Below are 24,900 nucleotides of genomic sequence, written 5' to 3'. Positions count from 1 at the left end.
GCACCGCTGAATCCGGCGAGGGGGAACCCGATCGTCGTGACCTCATCACCGGCCGCTCACGCCGTGAGCCGCGTCGGGCATGCGGCCGAAACCGGCCTCGTCGGCCAGGCGGGATCGGTCGGTATCGCGCATAGTCACCCGAGCCTGCGCAACCCGGCGAATTCCAGTCCGGCGAAGAGCGCGACCGCTGCCGCGCCCACGAGCAGGAATGCCACGCCGAGGCCGGTCAGCGCGAGGACGTTCGCACCGGCCAGCACGATCATCCCCCCGGCCGAGAGCGCGTTGATCGCGACGACCGCCCGCGCGTGGCGCGCGGACACCACGGGGCGCCGCGCGATCGTCAGCAGTGCGAGCGCGCCACCGACCATGACCACGCCGAACGCGATGCTCCAGCCGACCGGCAGCCCGAGTGGGTCGCGCAGCATTTCCGCTCCGGCCAGCAGCACCCCGCCGAAGATCCCGGTGCTCCAGCCGTCCACGCGCAGCGCGGAACGCAGGAACGCGGCGTCACCGCCGCGGCGGGCCAGGGTGGCAGGTCTCATGTCGCACTCCGTTCGTCGATCCGGCGGGGCCCTTGGGCTCCCGCCACCAACCCTGCTGACCGGAGGTGGGCAGCTCAATGACCTCGCAGGTCATGGCCGCACCACGCGACCGAGTGCTTAGCTGATCGAATGACATCGGTGCGGACACCGTCGAGAGCGGGCATCCTGCTGCGTGAATGGCGGCGACGGCGCAGGCTGAGCCAGCTCGATCTGGCGCTGGCGGCGGAGACTTCGGCGCGTCACCTGTCGTACGTGGAGACCGGCCGGGCCGCGCCCAGCCGGGCGATGGTGCTGCGGCTGTGCGACACGCTGGAGATACCGCTGCGCGAACGCAACACCCTGCTGGTGGCGGCCGGTTTCGCGCCCGCCTACCGGGAAAGCGGTCTGGACGACGCCCGTCTCGCGTCGGTCCGCGCCGCGCTGGACACCATGCTGACGGCGCACGAACCGTACCCGGCGGTGGTCATCGATCGGCTGTGGAATGTGGTTACGGGCAACGCGGCGATGAGCGTGCTGATGGACGGCGTTCCCGAGCACGTACGGGCACCGCGGCTGAACGTCTACCGGCTGGTGCTGCACCCCGACGGGCTCGCGGGCCGGTTGGCCAACCTCGCCCAAGTGCGTGACCTGTTCCTGGAGCGGCTGGGCAGACAAGTCAGCGCGAGTGGCGACCCGGAACTGGCCGCCCTGTACGACGAGGTGTCGGCCTACCCCGATCCAGCCGCAGCGGACGGATCGGAAGCGGAGCAAGGCGCACCGCCCAGCCCGTTCGAAGTGCCGATCCGGATCCGCACCCCGGCCGGTGAACTATCGATGTTCAGCACGATGGCCACCTTCGGCGCACCCGCCGACGTGACGCTGTCGGAGCTGGCCATCGAATTGTTCTACCCCTTGAACGATTTCACCGCGGCCGTGCTGCGCGGGGCGGCCGCGGCGAAAGCGTGAGCAGACCTCAGGCGTCCAGCATGGATTCGTCCCACTCACGGTCCAAATCGGGGTCGGCGGCCGAGAGCACCTCGTCCAGCCGCAGGCCCAGCTCGCCGATGTTCGGTTCGGTCATCATGTTCAGGTGATCGCCCGGCACGTCGATCACCGTGAACCGGCGCGCCGCGTACTGTTTCCAGCCGTTGTCGGCGCTGTCGAACATGCTGCCCACGGTCTTGTGCGCCAGGTCGACGCCCGGCGGCAGTCCCTCGGTGGCGCGCAGCAACGTGATATCGCGGTCATACGACTCGAGTTTGTAGTCCAGCATCGCCGAATAGTTGGCGAAGAACACCTCGTAGAGCCGCCGGATCGCCTGCGGTGAGCTGTCGGCGGGCAGGATGCCCGAGCGCACCGACTCCGCCAGCATCGCCGCGAACAAATCCTCGGAGTTGTGCACTCCGGGCTCGAAATCGACCAGAGCGGACTGGCTGCCGCGCGCGTACCACAGCAGTTCCAGGAAGAACCACCGGATGAGTTTCTCCTCCGGGATCGGCGTGCGCGTGCGCGCGCGCAACGCCATCGTGTCCAGCAGTGTCACACTGGACACCTCGTGCTCGGGGAGCCTGCGCGCCATCTCCAAGGCGACATAGCCGCCGAACGACCAGCCGGCCACGTGGTACGGGCCGGTCGGATGCACCCGCCGCACCGCCTCCAGGTACGACTCCGCCATCGCGGGGATCGACTTCTCCGGCGCGCTGCCCGAATCCGCGCCCGCGGCTTGCAGCCCGTACACCGGGCGGTCCGGATCCAGGTGACGCGCGAGAGCCAGGTAGCACAGCACATTTCCGCCGATGGGGTGGATCAGGAACAGCGGCGGTTTGCCCCCGTTCACGCTGATCGGCACCAGCGGGTCGAACGTGCGCTGTACGTCGCCCGCGCGCACCAGCGTGGCGAGTCCGACGGCGGTGGGCGCGCCGATGAACGCGTCCAGCGGCACCTCGACGCCCCATCGGCGCGACAGCGCCATCACCACGCGCATCGCCCCGATCGAGGTGCCACCCGCCGCGAAGAAGTCGTCGTCCACGCCGATCGCGCGCAGGCCCGCGTACTCGGCCAATAGTTCGACCGCCGAACGCTCGTATTCGTCGGCGGGCTCTCGCCGCGCCGACACCGACTCCGCGGCGTCCTCCCCGTAGGCGCGCAGGGTCGCGTCGTCGCGCTTGCCGCTGGGCGTGCGAGGCAGTTCGTCGAGCCAGGCGAACCGCGACGGCACCATGTGCGCGGGCAGCATCGAGCGCAAATCGTGGCGCAGCGCGGCGAGGTCGGTCTGCTCGGGCGCACCGACCAGGAACGCGATCAGCGAGCCGTCGATACCGCCGAAACCACGGGCCACCACGGCGGCTTCGGTGATGCCGGGGAACTTCTCGACCAGGCTCAGGATGCACAGCTCGACTTCGGCCGGCTCCACCCGGAACCCGCGGATCTTGACCTGGCTGTCGCTGCGGCCCAGGCAGACGATGTCACCGGAGAACAGCCGGACACCCAGGTCACCGGTGCGGTATCGGATTCCGCCCGCGTGCGTGGCGACGAACCGCTGTGCGGTGAGCGCGGGCCTGCCCTCGTAGCCGCGGGCGATGCTGCGGCCGCCGAGATAGATCTCGCCGATCACGCCGTCCGGCACCGGCCGCAGCGCGCTGTCGAGCAGTTCCACGGTGTCACCGTCGACGGCGTGGCCGATCGGCGGCAGCGCGGGAAACTCATCGGCCGGACCCGTGAGCGTGAACTTGGTCGCGACGTGGGATTCGGTAGGGCCGTATTGGTTCTCCAGCACCAAGCCGGGAACCACTTTGCACAGCGCGCGGATCTCGTCGGTGATGCGCAACTGTTCGCCGGAGGAGATCAGCACCTTCAGTTCGGTCGGGAACATCCGGTGCCCCACGGCGGCCTCGGCGAACGCCTGCAGGGCCACGTACGGCAGGAACAGCCGTTCGATCCCCTCCTCGATCACGGTGTTCAACAGTTGCTCGACGTTCGATCGCAGATCGGCCGAACTCACCCGCAGGGTGGACCCGGCCGCGAGGGTGGTGAAGATCTCCTGGAACGACACGTCGAAACTCAACGGCGCCAACTGCAGCGTGCTCAGCAGACCGGTGCCGGTGGCCGCGCGATTCTGCCAGTCCACCAGGGAGGTCAGGCCCCGATGCGGCATCGCGACGCCCTTGGGCTCGCCGGTCGACCCGGAGGTGAACAGCACGTAGGCCACCGCGTCGGGTGAAACATGGTCGGGCAGCGCCACCTCCGGCTCGGGTGCGGAGTCGTCGAAGATCGCGGCGCTGTCCAGCACCAAGGCGGCGTCGTCGACGATGTCGCGATAGGCGCCGTCGGCGATCACCCGGTGCGGGCGGGCACGGTCGATCATCAGGTTCAGTCTGGCCCGCGGGTAGCTGACATCCAGCGGAACGCACGCGGCGCCGATCCTGGTGAGGGCGAGCACGAGTAGCACCAGTTGCGGACGGCGCCCCATCAGGATGCCGACCCGGTCGCCCGGTGACACGCCGAGTCCGGCCAGGCGCCGGGCCAGCCGGTCGGAGCTTTCGATCATCTCGTCGTAGGTGACCGATTCGTCGTCGCCTGCCAGGGCGACGCGGGCGGGATGCAGCGCCGCCGCCTCGGCCACCAGCGTCCCCACGTCGCGAGCGGTCGCGGGGCCCGCGCCACGGTCGATCACCGCGTCGGGGTCGGCGACGATGCCGGCCAGCATGCGCAACTGGGTGAGCGCCACGGTCTCGCACTGCTCGGCGGTCAGCGTGTGATCACCGTTGACCCGCAACCACATCCGGCCGTCGCGCGGATCGGTCGCGGCGGTCACCAGCAGCTGGAAGTTGGTCTCCTCGCGGGCGTCGAAGTCCAGCAGGCGCACACCGTCCAGCACGAGCATGGGCTGGAAGACGTGGTAGTTGACGAAGTTGAACGCCGTCTCGAAGACCGGTCCGCCGTCGGCGAGGATCGACCGCAACGGGTAGCGGCGGAACGGGTAGGCCTCGCGTTCCCGTCGCGCGATCTGATCCACCGCGGCGCGCCACGTGGTCGCGGTGCTGTCCAACCGAATCGGCAGCGTGTTGAGGAACAGCCCCGCCACGCGTTCGGCGCCCGCGCGATCGGGGCGACCGTGGCTCACCACGCCGGTGGTGACGTCCGTGCGGCCGGTGAGCGCCCGCAGCGCCAGGCAGTGCGCGGCCAGATACACCGCTTTCTCCGGGACCTGGTGGCGCGCGGCGAACGCGGAGACCCGTTCGGCCAGCCTGCGCGGCACCAGCGCCCGCGCCTGCGGCACGCCCGCGACCACCGGCTGGTGCACCCCGAGCGCGGTGAGCGCGGTGGGTTCGGCACCGGCCAGGGCGGTCGACCAGTACTCGCGGGCCGCGGCGTCGTGCGCCGCGCCCTGCTCGGCTTGCGCATACTCGGCGAGCACGGTGGCCGGGTGCGCGGTGGCCTCCACCTGGGTCCGGGTCATGCCGATGTGGTTGAGGTAGTCCAGCAGCAGTTCCAGCACCGATGTGGCGACACTCCAGCCGTCCAGGATGGCGTGGTGGAAGCTCAGGACCAGGTCTACCGCGCCGACCGGCTCCTGCGGGCCGGGGCGGACGAACACCCGGATGGCGAACAGCGGAGCGAGCGCGATGTCGTACTGCGCGTGGGCGCGCTCCTGGAGGTAGATCTCGATCAGGTCTTCGCCGTCCTCCTCGCCCATGTCACCGAGGTCGACGATCTCCAGCTCGTAGGGCGGCGCGACGTGCACGATCTGCAACGGGACCGAGTACCTGCTCAGCTCGAACGACGAGCGCAGCGCGGGTTGCCGCCGCACCAGACGGTCCACGGCCTCCCGGAATTGCGTCGCGTCCCAGGGGATTTCGAGCCGATAACGGAACACGTCCTTGTAGGTGACCGAGTCGGCGCGCTCGATGCTGTGATACAGCATGCCCAGTTGCAGGGCAGTTGCCGGGAACGCGTCCTCGGCCCGGTGCAGCGCGGCGCGGTCGATCAGCGGCACCGTCTGCAGTGGGGCCGCGATGCGCCCCCGGTCGTCGTGCCGGTCGTCGCGCACGACCCGGGCCAGCTCGGCGATGGTCGGCGCCTGGTAGAACGCGTCCACGTCGAAGTAGAGCCCGGCGCGTTCGGCGGCGGTGCGCACGGCCAGCGCGAGGATGGAATCACCGCCGTGGGTGAAGAAGTTGTCGTACACGCCGATCGATTCGACGCCCAGCACAGTGCGCCAGACCTGCGCCAGCCTGGTCTCCACCGGGGTGCGCGGCTCGGCGCCTGCGACCGGCTCGGCGCCGTGGCCGAGGACGAGTTGCTCGGCGAGCGCGCGCCGGTCCAGCTTTCCATTGCGGGTCAACGGGATCCGCTCCACCCGGATCAACCGGGACGGCACCATGTACCGGGGCAGCCGGGCGGCGAGTTGCTCGGCGATCTCCTCGCCGGAGACGTCGGGGCCGACGAAATAGCCGACCAGTTGCACGCCGTGCGCCTCCGAGACCTCGTCCACCACGGCCGCCGCACGCACCCCGGCGCAGCCGAGCATGGCGTTGTGCACCTCGCCGAGCGTGATCCGGTTGCCGCGGATCTTCACCTGATCGTCGAAGCGGCCCAGGTACTCGAGGTTGCCGTCCGGCAGCCATCGCGCCAGGTCACCGGTGCGGTACCGGCGGCGGCCCGGCACGGTGCGATCGTCGACGAACGCCGCCGCCGTCGCTTCGGGCCTGCCCCGATAGCCGCGGGCCACGCCAACGCCCGCGATGTTCAGCTCCCCCGGCACCCCGACCGGTACCCGGCGGCCGATGTGGTCCAGCACGAGCAGGTCGATGTTGTCGATGGGACGACCGATCGGCACCACGTCGAGCGGCTCGTCGGCCGGGCAGTCGAAATAGGAGACGTCGACGGTGGCCTCGGTCGGACCATAGAGATTCACCAGCTGCGGCGCTGTGGCCCCGGCCGCGCTGAACACCGTGTGGAACCGGCGCACCAGCGCAGGCGGTAACGCCTCGCCGCTGCAGAACACCCGGCGCACGCTGCCGATCCGCGCGACCGTCGCCGGGTCGGCGGCCAGCTCGTCGACGAAGGCGGCCAACATGGAGGGCACGAAATGCAGCACCGTCACGCCGTGCGCGGCGATCGCGTCGGCGATGCGGCGCGGATCGCGCTCCCCGCCGGGTTCCAGCATCGCCACCCGGGCGCCGGTGATCGCCCACCAGAACAGTTCCCACACCGACACGTCGAAGGTGACCGGCGTCTTTTGCAGGATCACGTCCGTGGCGTGCAGGGGGTAGCGCCGCTGCATCCAGGTCAGGCGGTTGACCACCGACCGGTGCTCGATCATCACGCCCTTGGGCACGCCCGTTGAGCCCGAGGTGTAGATGAGATAACCGAGATCGGCCGGGTGCGAGACGCTTTCGACATTCCGCGCCGGGACGGTGTCGGCCACCGCGATCCTGGCGACGCCCAGCTCGTCGAAGACCGCTCGATGACGCGGCCCCGCCACGACGAAGCGCGCCCCGCAGTCGGCGAGTACGGTCTCGATGCGGGCGGCCGGGAAGTCCGGGTCGAGCGGCACGTACGCGCAACCGGCCCGCAACACGCCGAAGATCGCGACGAGCATCTCGGTCGAGCGGGGCAGCACGACGGGGACGCATTCGTTGCCGGTCGCGCCGAGCGCGTGCAGCCTGGCGGCGAATCCGTCGGCCAGCGCGGACAATTCGGCGTACCGCAGCGGTTGCTCGCCCGAGCCCGCCACCGGTTCGATCGCGATCCGCTCTGGATGCCGGGCGGCCATGTCGGCGACCAGCCGGTCGATGGTGGTGTACGGGAATTCCACCCGCGGGCCGGCTTCGAACGCGGTGATGGCGGCCTGCTCCCGCGCGGGCATCAGCGGCAATGCCGAGATCGGCGCCCCGGGCCGGTCCAGCGCCGCCACCAGCAGCGCGCCGATGCCGCGCACGACCGACTCGAACGGGAAGTTCTCGTCGAAGACGTCCTGGTCGTAGTAGAGCTGAAGGTTCAGCGAGCCGTCGCGCGCGTGTTCGACGCCGAGGATGTTGAGCGCCTCGAGCACCGTGCCGGGATTGACGATGTCGAGGCTGCCGAGGATCTTGTCCAGGTGATCCGACGGCGGCATCTTGATGTAGGAGTACGCCACGTCGAACAGCGGCGGCGCCGTCGGGTCGCTGCTGAGCGCGCGCGCCAGGTCACCGTACGGAAAACGCTCGTAGCGCTTGAGTTCCCGGATCTGCGCGGCCACCTCGGACGCGACCGCCGACAGCGGCTGGTCCGGGTCGACCCGGATGCGCAGCGGCACCACGTTCGTCCGGTGCCCGGCGGTGCGGAAGGTCTCCGCGCTGTGCCGGTTGAGCATCGGAACCCCGATCACCACTTCCTCGGAGCGGTGGATGGTGGTCAGGTAGGCGGCCAGCGCCGAAACGGTGAACGCGAAGACGGAGAAACCGGTTGCCCGGATGCGGTCGAGGAACGCGGGTTCCACCACTACGCGCCGACGTCCCCGATTGACGCCGGGGCTGCTCGCACGGCCGGAGAAGAGTGCGGGAACCACACCCTCGAAGCGGCGCACCAGCGCGTCCCGATCCGCCACCCACTGCGCCGAGGACAGATACTCCTCGTGCTCGGCGGCGATCTTGCGATAGGTCGCCGCGCCGCGGTCGGTCTGCTCGGTGACCGGCTCCGGCTCGGCGAGCAGTTCGAGCGACAGGTCTTTGCGGCTGTAGTTGTCCACCAGGGCGCTCCACAGCGCGTTCACGCCCCAGCCGTCGATCATCGCGTGGTGCATCGCCACGTAGAGATGGAAATGGCCGGGCTCGTCGACCAGCGCGGCGATCCGGAACGGCTGTCGCGGTGGGGAGGGCGTCACGTTCGCCCGGTTCACCCAGTCGCGCCGCGCCGCGGCGGGATCCGACGCCCAGCTGAGATCGACCAGCTCGACCTCCGGTAGCTCGTCGCAGACCCACTGCCAGAAGCGACCCTCGGAGAACTCGAACCTCAGGCGCAGCGCGTCGTCACCGAGCAGCGCACGGCGCACCACCGCCCGCAACCTGGCCATATCGAAAGGCTCGTCCATGAACGCGCAGTAGGCGTTTCGAGTGACCGGCGCCGGGGCATACCGGTAGGCGACCGACAACACATCGCGCTGATACGCGCTGACCGGCCATGCTTCGGGGGGTCTTTCGGAAGTAGCACTCGGTTCGAATGTCACAGTCACTCCTATCGCGACAGTCGCGGCACCGGCCGTGCGCGGATCTACCCAAGCCCACCCTGATCACTGCCACGCAAAGCTGCTACCACATTTATCAAGTTATCGATATCGCGAATCACGGCATCGGCTCAGCCGATGCCGCGACTCTGCTGTTGTATCGCGGTGTATGCGGCCGGTCAGCAGGCCGACAGCAACGCGCGCACGCATTCGTCGGCGAGACGATCGGCTCGGTCGCGCGAGACCGCGGGCTCGACGTAGCCGATGTTGAAGGACAGTTCGTTGTGCGTCGCATTGGCGGTGGCCATGATGAAGCCACTCACGGACATGCCGGAGACGAATTGCGCGCCCTCGAGCCGCCAGGAGCCGATCTTGTCCGGGAAGGGATAGTCACCCAGGTAGGTCATACAGAGATGACCCGGGCCCCGGGTGTCCATGAGTTTCACCGTGGACGCGCTGGCGGCCACCGACTTCGGTGCCGCCACTTTCAGCAGGTTCAACGCGGACAGATGGTCGCGCCGATCCATCCGCGCTCCGTATTCGCGCTCGATCTCGGCGGCGATCTCCCACAGCGAGGCCCACGGCGCGTATTTCGCCGGGGTGGCGATCATGCCCTGATAGGTGCCGACCTCGGTGTCGCCCGCGGCGCCGTCGAGATGGTCGCGGAAGTTGACGGAGCTGCCGACGGTGTACCAGGTGGCCTTCTCGGTGCCCGCCTCCCTGGCCGCCGCGATCAGCAGCGCGGCGGAGAGGGCGGCCTGCAGGCCGACGCCGTGGCGGTCACAGCCCGCGGTGAGCGCGTCGAGCCGGTCTGTGTCGAGGCTGCGGTGTACCACCCGGCTGCGCCGCTGCGCGGGCGGCGCCAGCGTGGTGGGCTCCAGCCTGCGCGGCTTGCGCAGCTGCGACTTCTGGTCGCGCAGAAACGAGCCCGCGGTGCGCAGCGCACCGCCCGCGCCCTGGAAGCGCGGCGGGAACAGCTCCTCCGGGCCCGGCCGCACCGGCGCGGGCGCGAAGTCGCCCGCATCCCCGGCGGCCACTTGGAGCACCTGCTTCGCCACCGACAGCGCGCTCTCGCCGTCGGCGATGGCGTAGTGCAGCGTGACGATCAGCTCGTTGGTGCCATCGGTCTCCTTGATCAGCACCGCCCTGGCCAGCGGGCCGGTGCGCCAGTCGAACGGCTCGCGCAGTTCCACCTCGTCGGCCTCGGCCAGCCAGTTCGTGCTGTCCTCGGATTCGATCACACGCAGCGGAATCGGTGTCTGCACCGGGACGAAACGCGGTGCGGTGCCGTCCGGTTCGGCGGCGACGGCGACCCGCAACAGCGGATGTCGGCGCTGCACCTCGTCCAGGCCCGCGCGGATCTGCTCGACCTCGACGCGCCCCCGGATCCGCACGCGCGACAGGATGTGCAGCGGCGCCAGCTGATCGGCGATCCAGTGCCAGCGCTCGACCGGCGAGAGCGGGCGCGGCAACCGCGCGGTCGGTCCGTCCGGCGCCGGGAAGGACATCGGCTTGCCCAGTTCGCGCAGGAAGAATTCGGTGGGCGCGTGCCGGAAGTAGGTGTCGCGCACCCGCACCAGCCGCGGGTCGGTGGTCTGCTCGATCTTGGCGAGCGAGGCCGACCCGTTGACGAACATCGCGGTGCGGTCGGCGCGCAGTTTCTCGTAACGACGCAGACCCGCGACCGGGTCCAGCGAGTTGCGCAGCACACCGGCCAGCACCACCGCGTCCTCGATGGCGGCATTGGCGCCCTGGCCGAGGCTGGGCAGCATCGGGTGCGCCGCGTCGCCGAGCAGCGTCACCCGGCCGCGGCCCCACTGCTCCAGCGTCGGACGGTCCTGCGCGGGCACGGCCAGGATCGCCGCTTCGTCGGTCTGCTCGATGCAGGCGCGCACCTCCGGCGCCCAATCGGCGTACAGGCGCAGCAGGTCTTCCTTACCGCCCTGCCAGTTCGCGGCCTCGTCGGCGGGCAGGGTCTTGGTGCCCCACCAGTACACCCGGCCGTGGCCGATGTCGTGGATGCCGAAACGCATTCCGGTGCCCCAGAAATGCGCCGACAGGCCGCGCGCGACATTGGGATGCTCGAACGGGATGCAGGCCAGCCAGCACACGAAGTTGCCGGGACGCGGCTCGGCGCGGCCGTGCAGTTGGGCGCGCACGACCGAGTGGATGCCGTCGGCGCCGACGAGCAGATCTCCCTCGGCGACCCGGCCGTCGGCGAACTCGACGCGCACGTGCTCGCCGTCGTCGACGAAGCGGGTGGCTTGCGCCCCAACGAAAGTGGGTGTGTCGCCGATCGCGCGCAGCAGCGCGTCGTGCAGGTCGGTGCGGTGCAGCGCCACGGCGGGGGCGCCGAGCTGGGCATCGAGCCGGTGCACCGGAAGCACCCGGATCGGGCTGCCGTCGGGGTTGCAGAAGCGGAAGGTTTCCACCCGGCCACCGCGGTCGAGCAGTTGTTCGTCGAGCCCGAGGCCGAGGGTGCGCAGCGCGTTGATGCCGTTGGCCTGCACGGAAAGTCCGAAGCCCTGAGCCCGCAGTTCCGGACCCGCTTCGTATAGTTCGACGCCGAAACCCGCCTGCCGCAGAGCAGCCGCGGTGGTGAGTCCTCCGATCCCCGCCCCGAGAACGACAACCTTGATCGGACTGCTCATCGAACCTGCACTCTCATCGAACCATTCGACGGCACAGGTGCTTCCTACCGCGACGCGGCGCGAGCGGCACTGCCCGCGCGAAATCGTCCCACCGGAGCAGCACTGATCGAGGCCACTGCGTCGACCCCGACCAGGCAGCTGGACGCCTGTGCCTGACCGACCGGAAGCCTACCGCTACTCACCGCGCAAGGCAGAGTTGAAGTGAGATTCACCGCATCGCGCGATTGTGAAACGCAAATGTGTTGCAATGGGGCATAATTCGCCCTCCGCGCACCACGTTCGCCCTCGATTCCGGGGCGGCGGCGGCCTCAGAGGTAGGACGTGTCGTTCACCAGACGCACCGAAGACCCGCCGTCGAGATAGAACTCCGCTATCGATAGCGACGCCAGATCCAGATGCAGCCGGTACAGCAGCGCGGGGCCGACATCGAGGGCGAGCCGCAGCAGCGTCTTGATCGGGGTCACGTGGCTGACCACCACCACGTTGGCGCCGGGATAGCGCTCGAGCAGATCGCGCAGCGCCGCCCGCACCCGCTCCAGGACCTCCTCGAAGCTCTCCCCGCCGGGCGCGGCGACGGTGGGATCACCGATCCATCGTGCGTGCAGGCCTGGGTCGCGCTGCGCGGCCTCCGCGAAGGTCAGCCCCTCCCAGGCGCCGAAGTCGGTCTCGATCAACCCGTCGTGAACCTCCACCGCGACCCCGAGGGCGACAGCGGCGGCCTCCGCGGTCTCCCTGGCCCGGCCGAGCGGCGAACTGATCACCGCCGCGATGTCGCCCTTGGCGGCGAGCATTTTCGCGGCGCGCGCGGCCTGCTCCCGGCCCAACGCGGTGAGCGGCGGATTGCCGCGCCCGGAATACCGGCGCTCCAGCGACAACTCGGTTTGACCGTGGCGAAGCAGCAGCAACCGGGTAGGACGACCGGTCGCACCGGTCCAGCCCGGGCCGGGCTGCGCGGGCTTCGACTGCTCGGCGTTCACATCCCTGACTTCATCGATCCAGCTCGGCAGATCGCGCTCGGTGACCGCGAGGGCCGGGTCCGCGGCCTCGCCCTGTCGCGTGTCCGCGGCAGGCGCACGACCCTCCGCGATACCGGTTCCCTCGTCCATGGCCTCGTTGGCCAACCGGTCGGCGTACGAGTTCTGCGCGCGCGGAATCCAGCTGTAGGTCACCCGCCCCAATCCGTCGGCGATCCGGCGGGCGCGATCGGCGAGCGGGATCAAGGCCGCGTGCTTGATCTTCCAGCGACCGGACATCTGCTCGACGACCAGCTTGGAATCCATACGCACCAGCACCGACTCCGCGCCCAGCTCCGCGGCCGCCTCCAATCCGGCGATCAGACCGCGATATTCGGCGACGTTGTTGGTGGCGATATCGAGGAACTCCCGGCGCTCGGCGAGCACCCGGACATGGTCGGCGGCATACACCACCGCGCCGTATCCGGCCGGACCGGGATTGCCCCGCGATCCGCCGTCGGCTTCGACGATCACCTCGGGCAAGCTCATCGCTGTGCCCGGGTATTCGGCCGTGGCGAGCTCACAGCCCCGATTCCTTGGTCCGGACCAGGATCGCACCGCACTCCGGGCAGCGCACGACCACGTCGGGCGCCGTCTTGGCGATGCGCGCGATCTCGCCGCGATCGAGTTCGATCCGGCACGCGCCGCAGCGGCGAGCCTGCAACAGCGCGGCGCCCGCGCCGTGCTGCGCTCGCTGCCGGTCGTAGATAGCGAGCAGTTCGCCGGGCAGCTTCGCCACCGAGCCCGCGCGATCGGTGTCGCAGCGCGTCTGCGCCACGTCCAGATCCGCGAGCGCCTCGTCGCGCTGTCGCCGGGCGGTGGCGAGTTCGTCCTCGGTCTTGCTCAGCCGCGCGCCCGCGTGCTCGTAGTCGGCGGCGGAGGCTTCGCGCCGCTCCATCACCTCGAGCAGTTCGTCCTCCAGCACCGAGCGGCGGCGCTCCAGGCTGCCCAGCTCGTGCTGGATCTCCGAAAGCTGTTTGGCATTCACCGTTCCCGCGGTGAGCATGGCTTTGTCGCGCTCCTCGCGCTTGCGCACCGCCTCGACCTCGCCCTCCAGCTTGCGGATGTCGCGGTCGAGATCGTCCAGCGCGATCTGCACGGCCACCGCGGCGTCGGAGTGCGCGTTGCGCTCGGCTTCCAGTCGCGCCACCTCCTGCTGCTCGGGCAGCACGGTGCGGCGGTGCGCGATCCGGGTCAGCTCGGCGTCGACGGCGGCGAGCCGCAGCAACTCGGCCTGGAGCGGGGGTTCGACATTCAACGCGGGCAAACTCCTGGACGGGGTGGACGGGACTGGTGTTCAACCGTACCCCGCCGGACCGGCGGTCCCGCGTCAGCCGCCGACGGTGCGGGTTTTGATGGCGTCACGGGAGATGTAGACGTCGTACTCGCCCGGCACCGCGATCACCGCGTTGCCGTAGGCGGAGCGCACGAACGGCTGGGTCCACCAGCGGCCCTCGCGCATGTCGGCGAAGAAGTCCCGGTCGCCGTCGTTGAGGAAGATCTGGTTCTGCTGGGTCGCGACGCCGTCGAGGCGCTGGCCGTACAGCCGGCTGATCCGGTAGCCGGAGTGGAAGCCGAGGGCGTTGACCCACGGCTCCAGCTCCACGATGCCCGCCTGCAACACCCACATGTCGCCCTCGACGCGGTAGGTCTCGCGCTGTTCGGAGTGGTCGTCGTCGCCGTACAGGGTGAGATCGACGTCGAGCTGGTGTTCCTGTCCGGCCACCGGCCTGGCCACCACGTGGGCCGCCTTGATCTCTCCGGTCAGGCCGAGATATGTCTGCAACAGAGTCGCGATCCACAGCAGCACCGCCGCGACCAGCAACAACGCGAGCCCGCCCGTCCCGCGTGCCAGCAGCGGCCGTATCCCGACCCGGCGCGCGGCGATCAGGCCGGAGACGATCAGCGCCACACCGACGACCAGCAGCAGGATCAGCCCGATCTGCACGAGCCCGAAATCAACCGGGAAGTTCATGCGGTAGTTGTACCCCGCACGAACTACTCGATTCACCCAAACCGCCCAACCCGTTCCGGCTCGGTGCGGACACGCGCCGACACGCCGTTGCCAGTTCTTCGCCGGGACAACGGCTTCGAACGCGAACCCGCGGCGCTCAGTCCGGCGCGCGCACCGTCCACGGGTCGGTACGCAGCGTGGACACCCTGGTCTCCAGGCCGGGCAGGGCGGTTCGCACCACCGTCTCCGCCTGCGCGCACCAAGGGAATTCGGTCGCCCAGTGGGCGGCGTCGACCACCGCGGGACCGCCCTTGCGCAGGTGCTCGTCGACCGGATGGTGGCGCAGGTCGGAGGTGAGGTAGACGTCGACGCCCAGCCCGGCGGCCCTGCCCAGATACGAGTCGCCCGCTCCGCCGCACACCGCCACCGTGTAGACGGCGCGGTCCGGGTCGCCCGCGGCGCGGACACCCCACGCGGTGGGTGGGAGCGCGCGGGCCACGCGATCGGTGAAGGCGCGCAGCGATTCCGGTTCCGGCAGGGTGCCGACCCGTCCGATGCCGAGCGACGAGGGCAGCTGGGCGCGTTCACTGATGTGATATGCCGGGTCCGCGCCGGGATGGGCGGCGCGCAGCGCGGCGAGCACGGCCGAGCGCGCCGCGGGCGGGGCGGTCACCTCCACCCGGTCCTCCTCGATGTATCGAAGTTCGGTCAGGGAGCCCTGCGCCGGAGTGGGCCGGAACTGCCCTGTCGCGGGCACCCGCAGCGCACAGTCGCAAGCGTGTTCCCGCCCGCCCGCACCGGCGGCGAACAGCGCGGCGAGCACCGCGTCGGTGTGCGCGCGTGGCACCTGTATCACCCAGTGGTCCACGGCGGCTTCGGGTTTCGCGTCCAGCGGACCGGTCACCGTGAGACCGAGGGCCGCGGCGAGCGCGTCGGAGACGCCGGGGTCGGCGGAGTCGGCGTTGGTGTGCGCGGTGAACAGCGCGCAACCGGAGCGGATCAGCCGGTGCAACAGCGCGCCTTTCGGCGTGCTCGCCGCGACGGTGTCGACGCCGCGCAGCAACAGCGGGTGGTGCACCACCAGAGCCTGCGCGCGCCAGTCGATCGCCTCGTCGACGACCGCAGCGGTGGCATCGACCGCGAACAGCACCCGGGTCAGTTCTTCGGCCGGGTCACCGCAGACCAGGCCGACCGAGTCCCACGGTTCGGCCAGCGCGGGCGGGTACGCCGCCTCGAGCACCCCGATGAGATCCGCGAGCGTGGTCATCGTCCACCTTCCTTCGCTTCCGTCCTGTACTGCTGCACTGGTACTTTTCCGGATCGGCTCCGATTTCGAGCACTCACCCGTGGCCCAGGCGCGCGATCGCCTTACGGCTGAGTCCGAATCGACGGCGATTCCGGCCGAGACCTCCGCCGCGGTGGAAACGCTGCAACCGGTGCACAGCCGGGGCGATGCATCGAACCCACATCCCCGCCTGATCGAAGCCGGGTGCCTACCGGACATCGGCCGACCGGATCGCGGCGACCAGCCGATCGACCTCCGCCACGGCACGGACCGCGACGCGCAGGTGGTCCGGGCCGAGACCGGGGAAGGTGTCCGCACGACGGACCGCGATGCCCTCGGCAGCCAGGTGTTTGCGCAGCAATTCACCCTCCGCCACGCGGACCAGCAGGAACGGGCCTGCCGCCGGCGTGTGGACTTCGACGCCCAGGCCGGTCAGGCGTTCGATCATCGCGGCGCGGTGCACGGCGAGCGTCCCCGCGCGGCGCTCGGACTCGGCCACGGCGGCCGGGCTCGCGGTCGCGGTGATCGCCTCCAGTTGCAGGATGCCCAGCGGCCAGTGCGGCCGCCCGCGGTCGAGGCGCGCGAGCACGTCCGGTGCGCCGAGGAAGTAACCGCAGCGCAGTCCCGCGAGCGCCCACGTCTTGGTGAGACTGCGCAGCACGAGCAGGTCGGGTGCGGAGTCGGCGGCGAGGGATTCCGGCTCGCCCGCCACCGCGTCGGCGAAAGCTTCGTCGACCACGATGACGCGGCCCGGCCTGCGCAGGGCCCGGATGGTGTCGGCGGGATGCAGCACCGAGGTCGGGTTGGTCGGATTGCCGAGCACCACCAGGTCGGCTCCGGCGGGCACCGCGGCGGGATCGAGCCGGTAGGGCGGTTCCAGGACGACCCTGGTAACGGGGACGCCCGCCTCCCGCAACGCGAGTTCCGGCTCGGTGAACGACGGGTGCAGCACCGCGGCCGAGCGCGGCGCGAGGCGGGGCAGCAGCGCGAAACCTTCCGCCGCCCCTGCCAGCAACAGCACCTCGCCGGGATTACGGCCGTGCCGGGCCGCGACCGCGCGGCGGGCGGCTTCGGCGTCCTCGGCGCTCGGATAGCGACCCAATTCGGACAACCGCGCGGCCAGACGCCGCCGCAGCCACTCCGGGGGTGTGAGCCCTTGGACGTTCACCGCGAAATCGAGCATGCCCGCACGCGCGTCCACGTCGCCGTGGTGACGCAGTTTCGCGCGATCGACGGTGTCCTCGGCCACGAGAGCACACCCTACGTGGCGGTCCCGGAGCGGAACCGGCCAGAATGGCAGGCGTGGGTCAGCTGCACGTCTCGTTCGTCTGTACCGGCAACATCTGCCGCTCTCCGATGGCGGAGAAGATCTTCGCCTCGCACTTGTACCGGGCCGGGTTGGCCAACCGGGTCCGGGTGAGCAGCGCGGGCACCGGTTCCTGGCACGTGGGCGCCGACGCGGACCCGCGGACCAGCGCCACCCTGCGCAAATACGGTTACCCGACCGGGCACGTCGCCGCCGCGTTCGGCGCCGAGCACGGCGATGCCGACCTGGTGGTCGCCTTGGACCGCTCCCATCAGCGGGACCTGGTCCGCCTCGGCGTCCCGGCCGAGCGTCTGCGCTTGCTGCGCGCCTTCGACCCCGACGCCGACGGCCCCGAAGTGGCCGACCCCTATTACGGCGACGCGACGGACTTCGAACTCGTGCGCGCCCAGATCGAGGCCGCCGTCCCCGGCCTGCTCGACTGGGTGCGCGCCGAACTGGCCGCCGAGCCGCCCGACCTGCGACCCGTCCCGGACGAGCGACCCTGATGCGCAGGCTCGCGTTCCTGTTGCGCCCCAGCTGGCTGATCCTGGCGGTGCTGGTCGCCGCGTTCGCGTACCTGTGCTTCACCGTGCTCGCGCCGTGGCAACTCGGCAAGAACACGGCCACCTCGCACCGCAACCAGCTGATCGCCGACTCGGTGCGAGCCGATCCCGTAGACGTCACCACCGTGCTCTCCGATGCGGGAAACGGCACGCACACCGAGTGGCGGCGGGTCACCGCCGCCGGCAGTTACGTGCCGGACTCGACGGTGCTGGTGCGGCTGCGCCACCTCGACGGCGCTCCGGGCTACGCGGTGCTCGCGACGTTCCGGTTGGACGACGGCCGCATGCTGCTCGTCGACCGCGGACTGGTCTCGGCCGTCGACGGGACGCGCCCGCCGCAGATCCCCGCACCGCCCGCCGGGCCGCAGCGCATCGAGGCCAGGGTCCGGATGTCCGAGGGCGTCACGCCCGGTAAGGACCCGAGCGTCCAGGACGGCTATCGCCAGGTGTACTCCATCGACACCACACAGGAGTCGGCGGTCCTGGGGCAACCCCTCACCCCCGTGCCCGCCGGCGGCGAGCGCGGCGGCTACCTCCAGCTGGGCGAGAACCAACCGGGCGCGTTCACCCCCACCCCGCTCCCCCAGCTCGACGCGGGCCCGTATCTGTCCTACGGGCTGCAATGGCTGGCCTTCGGCATCATGGCTCCCCTCGGCCTCGGCTACTTCGTCTACGCCGAGATCCGGGAAAGAAGGAAAGAAAAGGGCTCCGTCACCCAGCCACCCCCCTCGGCGTCTCCCGCCGGCCCCACCCGGTCCGAGCCGCCCTCGCCCGCTCCCGCCGCACCGACTACGGAAGCCCGCCTCGCCGACCGCTACGGCCGCGGCCGCGGTTGATCCCGGCGCGGCGGCCGGACCGGTTCGACGCCGACGAAGCTCGCGCTACGGCTGATGCGGCCCGAGCAGATCCCACCGGTTCCCCGCGATGTCCAGGAAGACCGCCACCCGGCCATACGGCTCGCTGCGCGGCGCGCGCGCGAACTCGACACCGCGCGAGACCATCCGGTCGTAGGCCGACTGAAAGTCCTCGACCTGTAGAAAGAACCCGACCCGGCCCGCCACTTGCGTTCCGATCACCGCGGCTTGCGCCCGGCCGTCCGCTCGGGCGAGCAGGATGCCCGTTTCCGCGCCGGGCGGCCGCACGACCACCCAGCGTTTCGGGCGTCCGTCGTTCGTGACCGCCGCCGAGTCCTCGACCAGCTCGAATCCCAAAGTGTCGACGAAGAACTCGATCGCGGAGTCGTACTCCGCCACGACGATGGTGATGAGTCCGATCCGCACCGCGAAAGCCTATCCGGCACCATCGACCGCACCGAGAGAAGTCGCCTTCCTCGCAGGTTCGGCTCGGGAGTGGTATCGCCCGGCGACCCGTTGGGAACCACTCAGCGCCTGGTCGCGGCGACTGCGGCGGCGAGCAGAGTCGCGGTGAGTTGCACCGCCTCGGAAAGGCGGACGGCGCGGCGCAGGTCGTGCACGGTGGGAGCCGGGCCGTCTCCGAGCACCGGGCGCATCTCCACACCGTGCGGGTACTCGGTACGGCCGCCCAGCCGGACGCCGAGCGCCCCGGCCATCGACGCTTCCGCCACCCCCGCGTTGGGGCTCGGATGCTCGGCCGCGTCACGCCGCCATGCGGCCAGGACGGCAGCGGGCCGCCCGCCGATCAAGGGGGCGAGCGCGGCGGTGAGCAAACCGGTGACCCGCGCCGGGATCAGATTGGCCGCGTCGTCGACGCGCGCGGCGGCCCAGCCGAAACGCCGGTAGCGCTGGTTGCGGTAGCCGATCATCGCGTCGAGCGTGTTGATCGCCCGATACCCGAGCAAACCCGGGACGCCCGCGACAGCGCCCCAGACCACCGGAGCCACGGCCGCGTCGGAGGTGTTCTCGGCGATGGACTCCAGGGCGGCGCGGGCGAGCCCGTCCGCGTCGAGCGCGTGCGGGTCGCGGCCGCACAGCGAAGGCAGCAGCGCGCGGGCCCCTTCGAGGTCGCCACCCGCCAACCGATCGGCCATCGCGTGACCGGTTCGGGCCAGACTGCGCCCACCGAGGACGGTCCAGGTGGCGACCGCGGCAGGCACCACCCCGCCGCGCCGAACGGCGACGCCGAGTCCGACGACCGCGCCGACGGCCAGTGCCTCGTGCACCAGCCCCGCCGCGCGCCGGTCGGCATAGGTCACCGACTCCAGAGCCGTCACCGCCGAGCCGAATCCGGCCACCGGATGCCACCGGCGCGGATCGCCGAACGCCCGGTCGAGCGCGAATCCGAGCAGCAACCCGATCGCGGTGGAGGTCCCCTTCTGCACCCGGCGAGGTTATCGGGTGGGTGACCGGCGCCGCGCACACGGATCACCGCTCGAAGCCATGTCACACTCGGTTCCCCTGCCTCGTCGACCCGGTGACGCACCATAGACTCGCCCCGGCAGGGGCCGAACGACGAACAGGCGATCAGAAGTGACTTCCGAACAGCGTGAGCCCCTCGACCAGGCCGAGCTGGCCCGGCAGTTCGAGGAGCACCGCGCGTATCTGCGCAGGCTGGCCTACAGCACGTTGGGCAGTCTCAGCGACGCCGACGATGTCGTGCAGGAGGCGTGGCTGCGGTTGCAGCGTCAGTACGAGGCGGGCGCCGCGAATGAGATCGATAATCTGCGCGCGTGGCTGTCCACCGTGACCGGCCGGCTCGCCCTCGACCACCTCGGCTCCGCCCGCGTGCGCCGCGAACAGTACGTGGGCGAATGGCTGCCGGAGCCGGAGGTGACCAGCTGGGAGGATCCCGCCGACCGGATCACCCAGGACGAGCGGGTCACCACCGCGCTGCTGGTCGTGCTCGAGTCCCTGTCGCCGGCCGAGCGCACCGCGTTCGTGCTCCAGGAGGTGTTCGGCATGAGCGGCCCGGAGGTCGCCGAGGTGGTCGGCCGTACCCCGGCCGCCGTCCGTCAGCTCGCCTCACGGGCTCGCAAGCACGTCGAGCAGGGCACTCCCCGCTTCCCGGCCTCCCCGGACGAGCAGCAGAAGGTGGTGTCGGCCTTCGCCCTGGCCTGGCGGTCCGGCGATCTCAGTGCTCTGCTCGGAGTCCTCGACACGAACGTCAGTCTCACCGCCGACGGCGGCGGCAAGGTGCCCGCGATCCGGCAGCCCGTGCACGGCGCCGAGATCGTGGCCAAGCTGCTGCTCGGCTGGTACCACGCGCCGTCCGCGGCGGGGGCCTGGGGGCGTGCCGTGCTGGTCAACGGCCAGCCCGGGCTGGTGGTCTTCGACGGCACCCACACGGGCGTCTTCTCCTTCACCGTCGACGAGGGTCGCATCGTCGCGATCGACGTAGTCCGCAACCCGGACAAGTTGCGCGACCTGCCCACCAGCGGCGAGCCGGACTGGTACCTGGGCGAGGGCCTCGCCGGGCAGGAGTAGTCAGCCCGCGACGCCGAGCGGCCGCGTATACCCATGCGCGGCGGCGACTTCCGCCGACAGCAGCCGCCCGGCGTCTGCGGTGAGCCCGTTGGCCAGATCGGGATGCGTGGCGCATGCCTCCTGCCAGCCGAGATCCGCGATCGCCCGGACGTAGGGCAGGGTCGCGTTGGTGAGCGCGATCGTCGAGGTGTGCGGTACCGCGCCCGGCATGTTGGCGACGCAGTAGAACAGCGATTCCGCCACCCGGAAGGTGGGATTCGCGTGCGTCGTCGGGTGCGCGGAGGCGAAGCAGCCACCTTGATCGATGGAGATGTCCACCAGCACCGCGCCGGGGCGCATCCCGGCGACGAGGTCGTCGGAGACCAGTTCCGGCGCACGCGCGCCGGGGACCAGCACCGCGCCGATCACCAGGTCGGCCGACAGCACCGCCCGCCGGACCTCCGTGGCGTTCGACGCGACGGTGGCGATCCGCCCGTCGAAGCGGGCGTCGAGTTCACGCAACCGGTGCAGGTTGGTGTCCAGCACGCTGACGCGCGCACCCATGCCCATAGCGACCGCCGCCGCGTTCGACCCCGCGACGCCGCCGCCGAGCACGACGACTTCCGCCGGGCGTACGCCGGGGACACCGCCGGGCAACAGTCCCGCGCCGCCGAGCGGGGCCATCAGGTGATACGCGCCGACCTGGGCGCCGAGCTTGCCCGCGATCTCGCTCATCGGAGCCAGCAGCGGCAGCGAGCCGTCGGCGGCGCGGACCATCTCGTAGGCGATCGCGGTGATACCGGAGCGCAGCACGGCGTCGGTGCAGTCGCGCGACGCCGCCAGGTGCAGGAAGGTGAACAGCACCTGTCCGCGGCGCATCCGCGGATACTCCGGCGCGATCGGCTCCTTCACCTTCAGCACCAGCTCGGCTTCCCGCCACACCTGGTCGGCGTCCGGGACCAGGCGGGCCCCCGCCGCGGCGTAACCGGCGTCGGGAAATCCCGATCCGACGCCCGCGCCCGCCTGCACCAGCACCTGGTGTCCGTGCCCGGTCAGTTCCCCGGCGCCCGCCGGAGTCAGGGCTACCCGGAACTCTTGCTCCTTGACCTCCCGTGGAACTCCGATCCTCATACCGTCATCGTCGCCCCGCCACCGGGCCTGCGCCACGAGCGACGCGCCGAGCGCGCACGGCGACCACTCGCGCGCCGCGCTCCGGGCGAGTTTCTCGGCACGTTGCCCAGCTGAGCGCGGACGGCGCCGCTCACACGGTGGCCGCGCGGCCCAACGGCGGTATCCGCAATCGCTCGGCGCGGCCGCCGTCGCGGAAGACGTGACCCAGGTAGTCGAGCGTCTCGCTGAAGTGCGCCCAGCCTTCGGCGTGGATCGGCACGATCACCGCGTCGCCGAGTATCTCGGCCGCCCGCAGCGCGGTGCGTGCGTTCAAAGTGACGTCGGCGTCGCCGAATCGGCCGATGTTCGCGGCGCCGATGTTGAGCACGGCGATGTCGATGCGGCCGATCCGCTCGGCGATCTCGCGCACCACCTCGACGGAGGCGTTGTCACCGGAGACGTACATCGTCGGCTGCCCCTCGGCGCGCAGCACGAACCCGGTGACGATCCCGGTGAACGGCTCGCAGCCCTCGGGACCGTGCAGGGCGGGCACTCCGGTCACCCGCACGCCGTGCACCGTCACGGTCTCCCAGTTCTCCAGTCCGCGCACACCCTCGATCCGGGTCGCGGCGCCGGGCGTGGACAGGACGGTCGGCACCGTGGTCAGCAGCTTCCGGCCGGAGTCGTCCAAGTTGTCGGCGTGTTCGTCGTGTGAGAGCAGCACCACGTCCACGGGGCCCACCTCGTCGGCCGACACCGCGGGGCCGGTGAGTTTGTGCAACGTGACGCGCCCCGGGTAGTCGCCCGGCTCGTCGAAAGTGGGGTCGGTCAGCCAGGTGCGGCCCGCGTAGCGGAACCGCAGGGTCGGACCGCCGATGTGCAGGACTTCCAGGCCGGTGCGTTCGATCGTGTCGCTCATGCCGTTGATCTTGTCCCGTCCATGTACCGGGAGACAGTGGCCCGCGAGCCGCTCAACGTTAATATCGGGCCATGCGCACGGTAGCCGTTTTGGCGTACGACGGAATCAGCCCGTTCCACCTATCCGTACCCAGCCTGGTTTTCGGCCGGGTCGGCGTCGAAGGATCCGCGCCCTATCGGGTGGACGTGTGCGCCGAGCGGCCAGGAAGCCTGGGCACCCCCGCCGGATTCGACATCCATGTCCAGCACGGACTCGAGTCGCTGGCCCGCGCCGACACCGTCGTGATCCCGAGCTGGCGAGCCGGCCGACCGCTGTCCACCGAGCTGCGTGCCGCCCTGCGCGGCGCCCACGCGGACGGCGCCAGGATCGTCGGGCTGTGCCTCGGCTCGTGGGCCGTGGCCGCCAGCGGACTGGCCGACGGACGGGAAGTCACCACGCACTGGGCCTCCGCCGCCGAACTGGCCCGCGCGTTTCCCGCGGTCCGGGTCCGCGCCGACACGCTGTGGTCGGACCTGGGCGACGTCGTCACCTCGGCAGGCGTGGCCGCCGCACTGGACTGCTGCCTGCACCTGGTACGCCGCGATCTCGGCAGCAAAGCGGCCACAGAGCTGGCCAGGGCGCTGGTCACCGCTCCACACCGCAGCGGCTCCCAGGCGCAGTACATCCCGGTCGCGGTTCCCGACGCCGCCGACGACGATCCGATCGAACGCGCCATGGTCTGGGCGCGAACCCATCTCGGCGACCCGGTCGACTTGGACAGCTGGGCCCGCGTCGCGCTCATGTCGCGGCGCACCTTCACCCGCCGCTTCCGCGACCGCACCGGCGCCAGCCCGCAGCAGTGGCTGCTGCTCCAGCGCGCCGACCGGGCGCGGCTGCTGCTGGAATCCACCACCGACACCGTGGAACGCATCGCGGTCGACACCGGCTTCGGCACAGCGGTGAGCCTGCGCCACCACTTCCACCGCATCCTCGGCACCACTCCCGCCGCCCACCGCACCAGCTTCCGAGGTCAGAGCTGAGCGCCACCCCGCCACGTCTCGTCCGGCACGGGCCGTGGCGGCTCCGAGCTCCGGGCCCGCTAAGTTCGTTGACCATGCGGATTCAGCTGGGCGAGCATGCGCCGGAGATCGATGAGAGCGCGTGGATCGCGCCGAACGCAACCGTGATCGGCCGCGCGCGGCTCGGCGCGGAGGTCAGCGTCTGGTACAACGCGGTACTGCGCGCCGATCTGGAGACGATCGAGGTCGGCGCGCGCAGCAATATCCAGGACGGCTGCGTGCTGCACGCCGACCCCGGCTTCCCGCTCACCGTCGGCGCGGGTGTCTCGGTGGGCCACAACGCGATCCTGCACGGATGCACGATCGGTGACGACGTGCTGGTCGGCATGGGCGCCACCATCCTCAACGGCGCCGTCGTCGGGCCGGGCAGCTTGATCGCGGCCAACGCGCTGATCCCGGAAGGCGCGCAGATTCCACCCGGTTCCCTCGTAGCGGGGGTCCCCGGCAAGGTGCGCCGGGAGCTCGGCGCCGAGGAGCAAGATCGCATTCGCCTGAATGCGACTGTCTACCTAGCAAATACAGCTCAACATCGCACGGGAAATCAGCTGTGAGACAGAACACATTGATCCAATGTCCGGTCAAGATCGCTGATAGCATTCAGCCAGCGTGCCCGGCGACCCGGGCTCTCCTGTCGCCACGGCTGTCGTGCGACTTGTAGCGCAGTGGTGAACCCACCCGGGTCGGTGGGTGGGCGAGCGTGAGGCAGGAGGTATCACGATGTCGTACGTGCAGTCGGGTGTGCACGGGCCCAAGGGCCGGATCAGCGTCGCCGACATCGCGGCCCAACCCGGTGGAGTCGAGGCACTCCAGCGCCGGGTTCATGAATTACGTTCCCGCGGAGTGAATTTCGCGGCGAATGCGATCGAAAAGGAAATGGCCGAGCTGGATCTGCCGCGCCAATGACTCCGGTGCCACGGTCACCGCGGTTCACGAT

The 24,900-nt window shown here is 70.6% G+C and carries 19 protein-coding genes; 7 read left to right on the top strand and 12 right to left on the bottom strand.

From position 1 onward, the window contains the following. Positions 1 to 134 precede the first annotated feature (134 nt). A complete protein-coding gene (locus ACFU5M_RS24770) occupies positions 135 to 542 on the bottom strand; it encodes a hypothetical protein (protein ID WP_379053004.1) in 408 nt (135 codons plus the stop codon). Positions 543 to 671: 129 nt separating this feature from the next. Here ACFU5M_RS24770 and ACFU5M_RS24765 point away from each other — a divergent pair, with 129 nt between their 5' ends. Next, positions 672 to 1,487, top strand: a complete 816-nt coding sequence (locus ACFU5M_RS24765) for a helix-turn-helix domain-containing protein (protein ID WP_379053003.1) — start codon at positions 672 to 674, stop codon at positions 1,485 to 1,487. Positions 1,488 to 1,494: 7 nt separating this feature from the next. On the opposite strand, the gene ACFU5M_RS24760 is transcribed toward ACFU5M_RS24765, so the two are convergent. The 7 genes from ACFU5M_RS24760 to cobC all read right to left on the bottom strand — a co-directional run bounded on the left by ACFU5M_RS24760 (position 1,495) and on the right by cobC (position 16,930). Then, positions 1,495 to 8,730, bottom strand: coding sequence for an amino acid adenylation domain-containing protein (locus tag ACFU5M_RS24760; RefSeq protein WP_379053001.1), 7,236 nt, complete (start codon positions 8,728 to 8,730; stop codon positions 1,495 to 1,497). Between the two features lie 176 nt (positions 8,731 to 8,906). Beyond that, on the bottom strand, positions 8,907 to 11,378 hold the full coding sequence (locus ACFU5M_RS24755; RefSeq protein WP_379052999.1) for an FAD-dependent monooxygenase: 2,472 nt from the start codon (positions 11,376 to 11,378) through the stop codon (positions 8,907 to 8,909). 308 nt (positions 11,379 to 11,686) lie between these two features. Further along, complete coding sequence (locus ACFU5M_RS24750; RefSeq protein WP_379052998.1) at positions 11,687 to 12,880, bottom strand: bifunctional RNase H/acid phosphatase; 1,194 nt, start codon at positions 12,878 to 12,880, stop codon at positions 11,687 to 11,689. Between the two features lie 31 nt (positions 12,881 to 12,911). Next, positions 12,912 to 13,649: a zinc ribbon domain-containing protein gene (locus tag ACFU5M_RS24745; protein WP_379052996.1), complete on the bottom strand. Its 738-nt coding sequence runs from the start codon at positions 13,647 to 13,649 to the stop codon at positions 12,912 to 12,914. 72 nt (positions 13,650 to 13,721) lie between these two features. Continuing rightward, a complete protein-coding gene (locus ACFU5M_RS24740) occupies positions 13,722 to 14,366 on the bottom strand; it encodes a hypothetical protein (protein WP_379052995.1) in 645 nt (214 codons plus the stop codon). A 136-nt stretch (positions 14,367 to 14,502) separates the two neighbouring features. Next, on the bottom strand, positions 14,503 to 15,612 hold the full coding sequence (locus ACFU5M_RS24735; protein ID WP_379052993.1) for a Nif3-like dinuclear metal center hexameric protein: 1,110 nt from the start codon (positions 15,610 to 15,612) through the stop codon (positions 14,503 to 14,505). 226 nt (positions 15,613 to 15,838) lie between these two features. After that, entirely contained in the window at positions 15,839 to 16,930 is a 1,092-nt protein-coding gene (cobC, locus tag ACFU5M_RS24730; RefSeq protein WP_379053020.1) for an Rv2231c family pyridoxal phosphate-dependent protein CobC, read from the bottom strand. Between cobC and ACFU5M_RS24725 the strand changes: the two genes are divergently transcribed. Then, positions 16,924 to 17,442, top strand: coding sequence for a low molecular weight protein-tyrosine-phosphatase (locus tag ACFU5M_RS24725; protein WP_379052991.1), 519 nt, complete (start codon positions 16,924 to 16,926; stop codon positions 17,440 to 17,442). The two genes, cobC and ACFU5M_RS24725, sit on opposite strands and share 7 nt — an antisense overlap. Next, on the top strand, positions 17,442 to 18,335 hold the full coding sequence (locus ACFU5M_RS24720) for an SURF1 family protein (protein ID WP_379052989.1): 894 nt from the start codon (positions 17,442 to 17,444) through the stop codon (positions 18,333 to 18,335). Before ACFU5M_RS24725 ends, ACFU5M_RS24720 begins: the two co-directional genes overlap by 1 nt. Positions 18,336 to 18,380: 45 nt before the next feature. On the opposite strand, the gene ACFU5M_RS24715 is transcribed toward ACFU5M_RS24720, so the two are convergent. Then, a complete protein-coding gene (locus ACFU5M_RS24715) occupies positions 18,381 to 18,779 on the bottom strand; it encodes a VOC family protein (RefSeq protein ID WP_379052988.1) in 399 nt (132 codons plus the stop codon). A gap of 101 nt (positions 18,780 to 18,880) precedes the next feature. Continuing rightward, positions 18,881 to 19,798 carry a cobalamin biosynthesis protein gene (locus tag ACFU5M_RS24710; RefSeq protein WP_379052986.1) on the bottom strand — a complete coding sequence of 306 codons (918 nt, stop codon included), beginning with the start codon at positions 19,796 to 19,798 and terminating at the stop codon, positions 18,881 to 18,883. Between the two features lie 148 nt (positions 19,799 to 19,946). On the opposite strand from ACFU5M_RS24710, the gene sigJ reads away from it, so the two are divergent. Further along, entirely contained in the window at positions 19,947 to 20,900 is a 954-nt protein-coding gene (gene sigJ, locus ACFU5M_RS24705) for an RNA polymerase sigma factor SigJ (protein WP_379052984.1), read from the top strand. On the opposite strand, the gene ald is transcribed toward sigJ, so the two are convergent. Together ald and ACFU5M_RS24695 are read right to left on the bottom strand one after the other, a co-directional pair. Further along, on the bottom strand, positions 20,901 to 22,010 hold the full coding sequence (gene ald, locus ACFU5M_RS24700) for an alanine dehydrogenase (protein WP_379052983.1): 1,110 nt from the start codon (positions 22,008 to 22,010) through the stop codon (positions 20,901 to 20,903). A gap of 130 nt (positions 22,011 to 22,140) precedes the next feature. Further along, the gene (locus ACFU5M_RS24695; RefSeq protein WP_379052982.1) at positions 22,141 to 22,908 is read right to left on the bottom strand and encodes an MBL fold metallo-hydrolase; all 768 of its coding nucleotides are present in this window, start codon (positions 22,906 to 22,908) and stop codon (positions 22,141 to 22,143) included. A gap of 71 nt (positions 22,909 to 22,979) precedes the next feature. On the opposite strand from ACFU5M_RS24695, the gene ACFU5M_RS24690 reads away from it, so the two are divergent. From ACFU5M_RS24690 to ACFU5M_RS24680, 3 genes are all read left to right on the top strand, one after another. Beyond that, complete coding sequence (locus ACFU5M_RS24690; protein WP_379052980.1) at positions 22,980 to 23,927, top strand: GlxA family transcriptional regulator; 948 nt, start codon at positions 22,980 to 22,982, stop codon at positions 23,925 to 23,927. A gap of 74 nt (positions 23,928 to 24,001) precedes the next feature. Next, on the top strand, positions 24,002 to 24,517 hold the full coding sequence (locus ACFU5M_RS24685) for a gamma carbonic anhydrase family protein (RefSeq protein ID WP_379052979.1): 516 nt from the start codon (positions 24,002 to 24,004) through the stop codon (positions 24,515 to 24,517). A gap of 166 nt (positions 24,518 to 24,683) precedes the next feature. After that, the gene (locus ACFU5M_RS24680; RefSeq protein ID WP_159840141.1) at positions 24,684 to 24,869 is read left to right on the top strand and encodes a hypothetical protein; all 186 of its coding nucleotides are present in this window, start codon (positions 24,684 to 24,686) and stop codon (positions 24,867 to 24,869) included. The last annotated feature ends 31 nt before the right edge of the window (positions 24,870 to 24,900 follow it).

This window comes from Nocardia sp. NPDC057455 (assembly GCF_042802775.1).
Classification (GTDB): domain Bacteria; phylum Actinomycetota; class Actinomycetes; order Mycobacteriales; family Mycobacteriaceae; genus Nocardia.
This window is presented reverse-complemented; position numbering and strand designations above follow the sequence as displayed.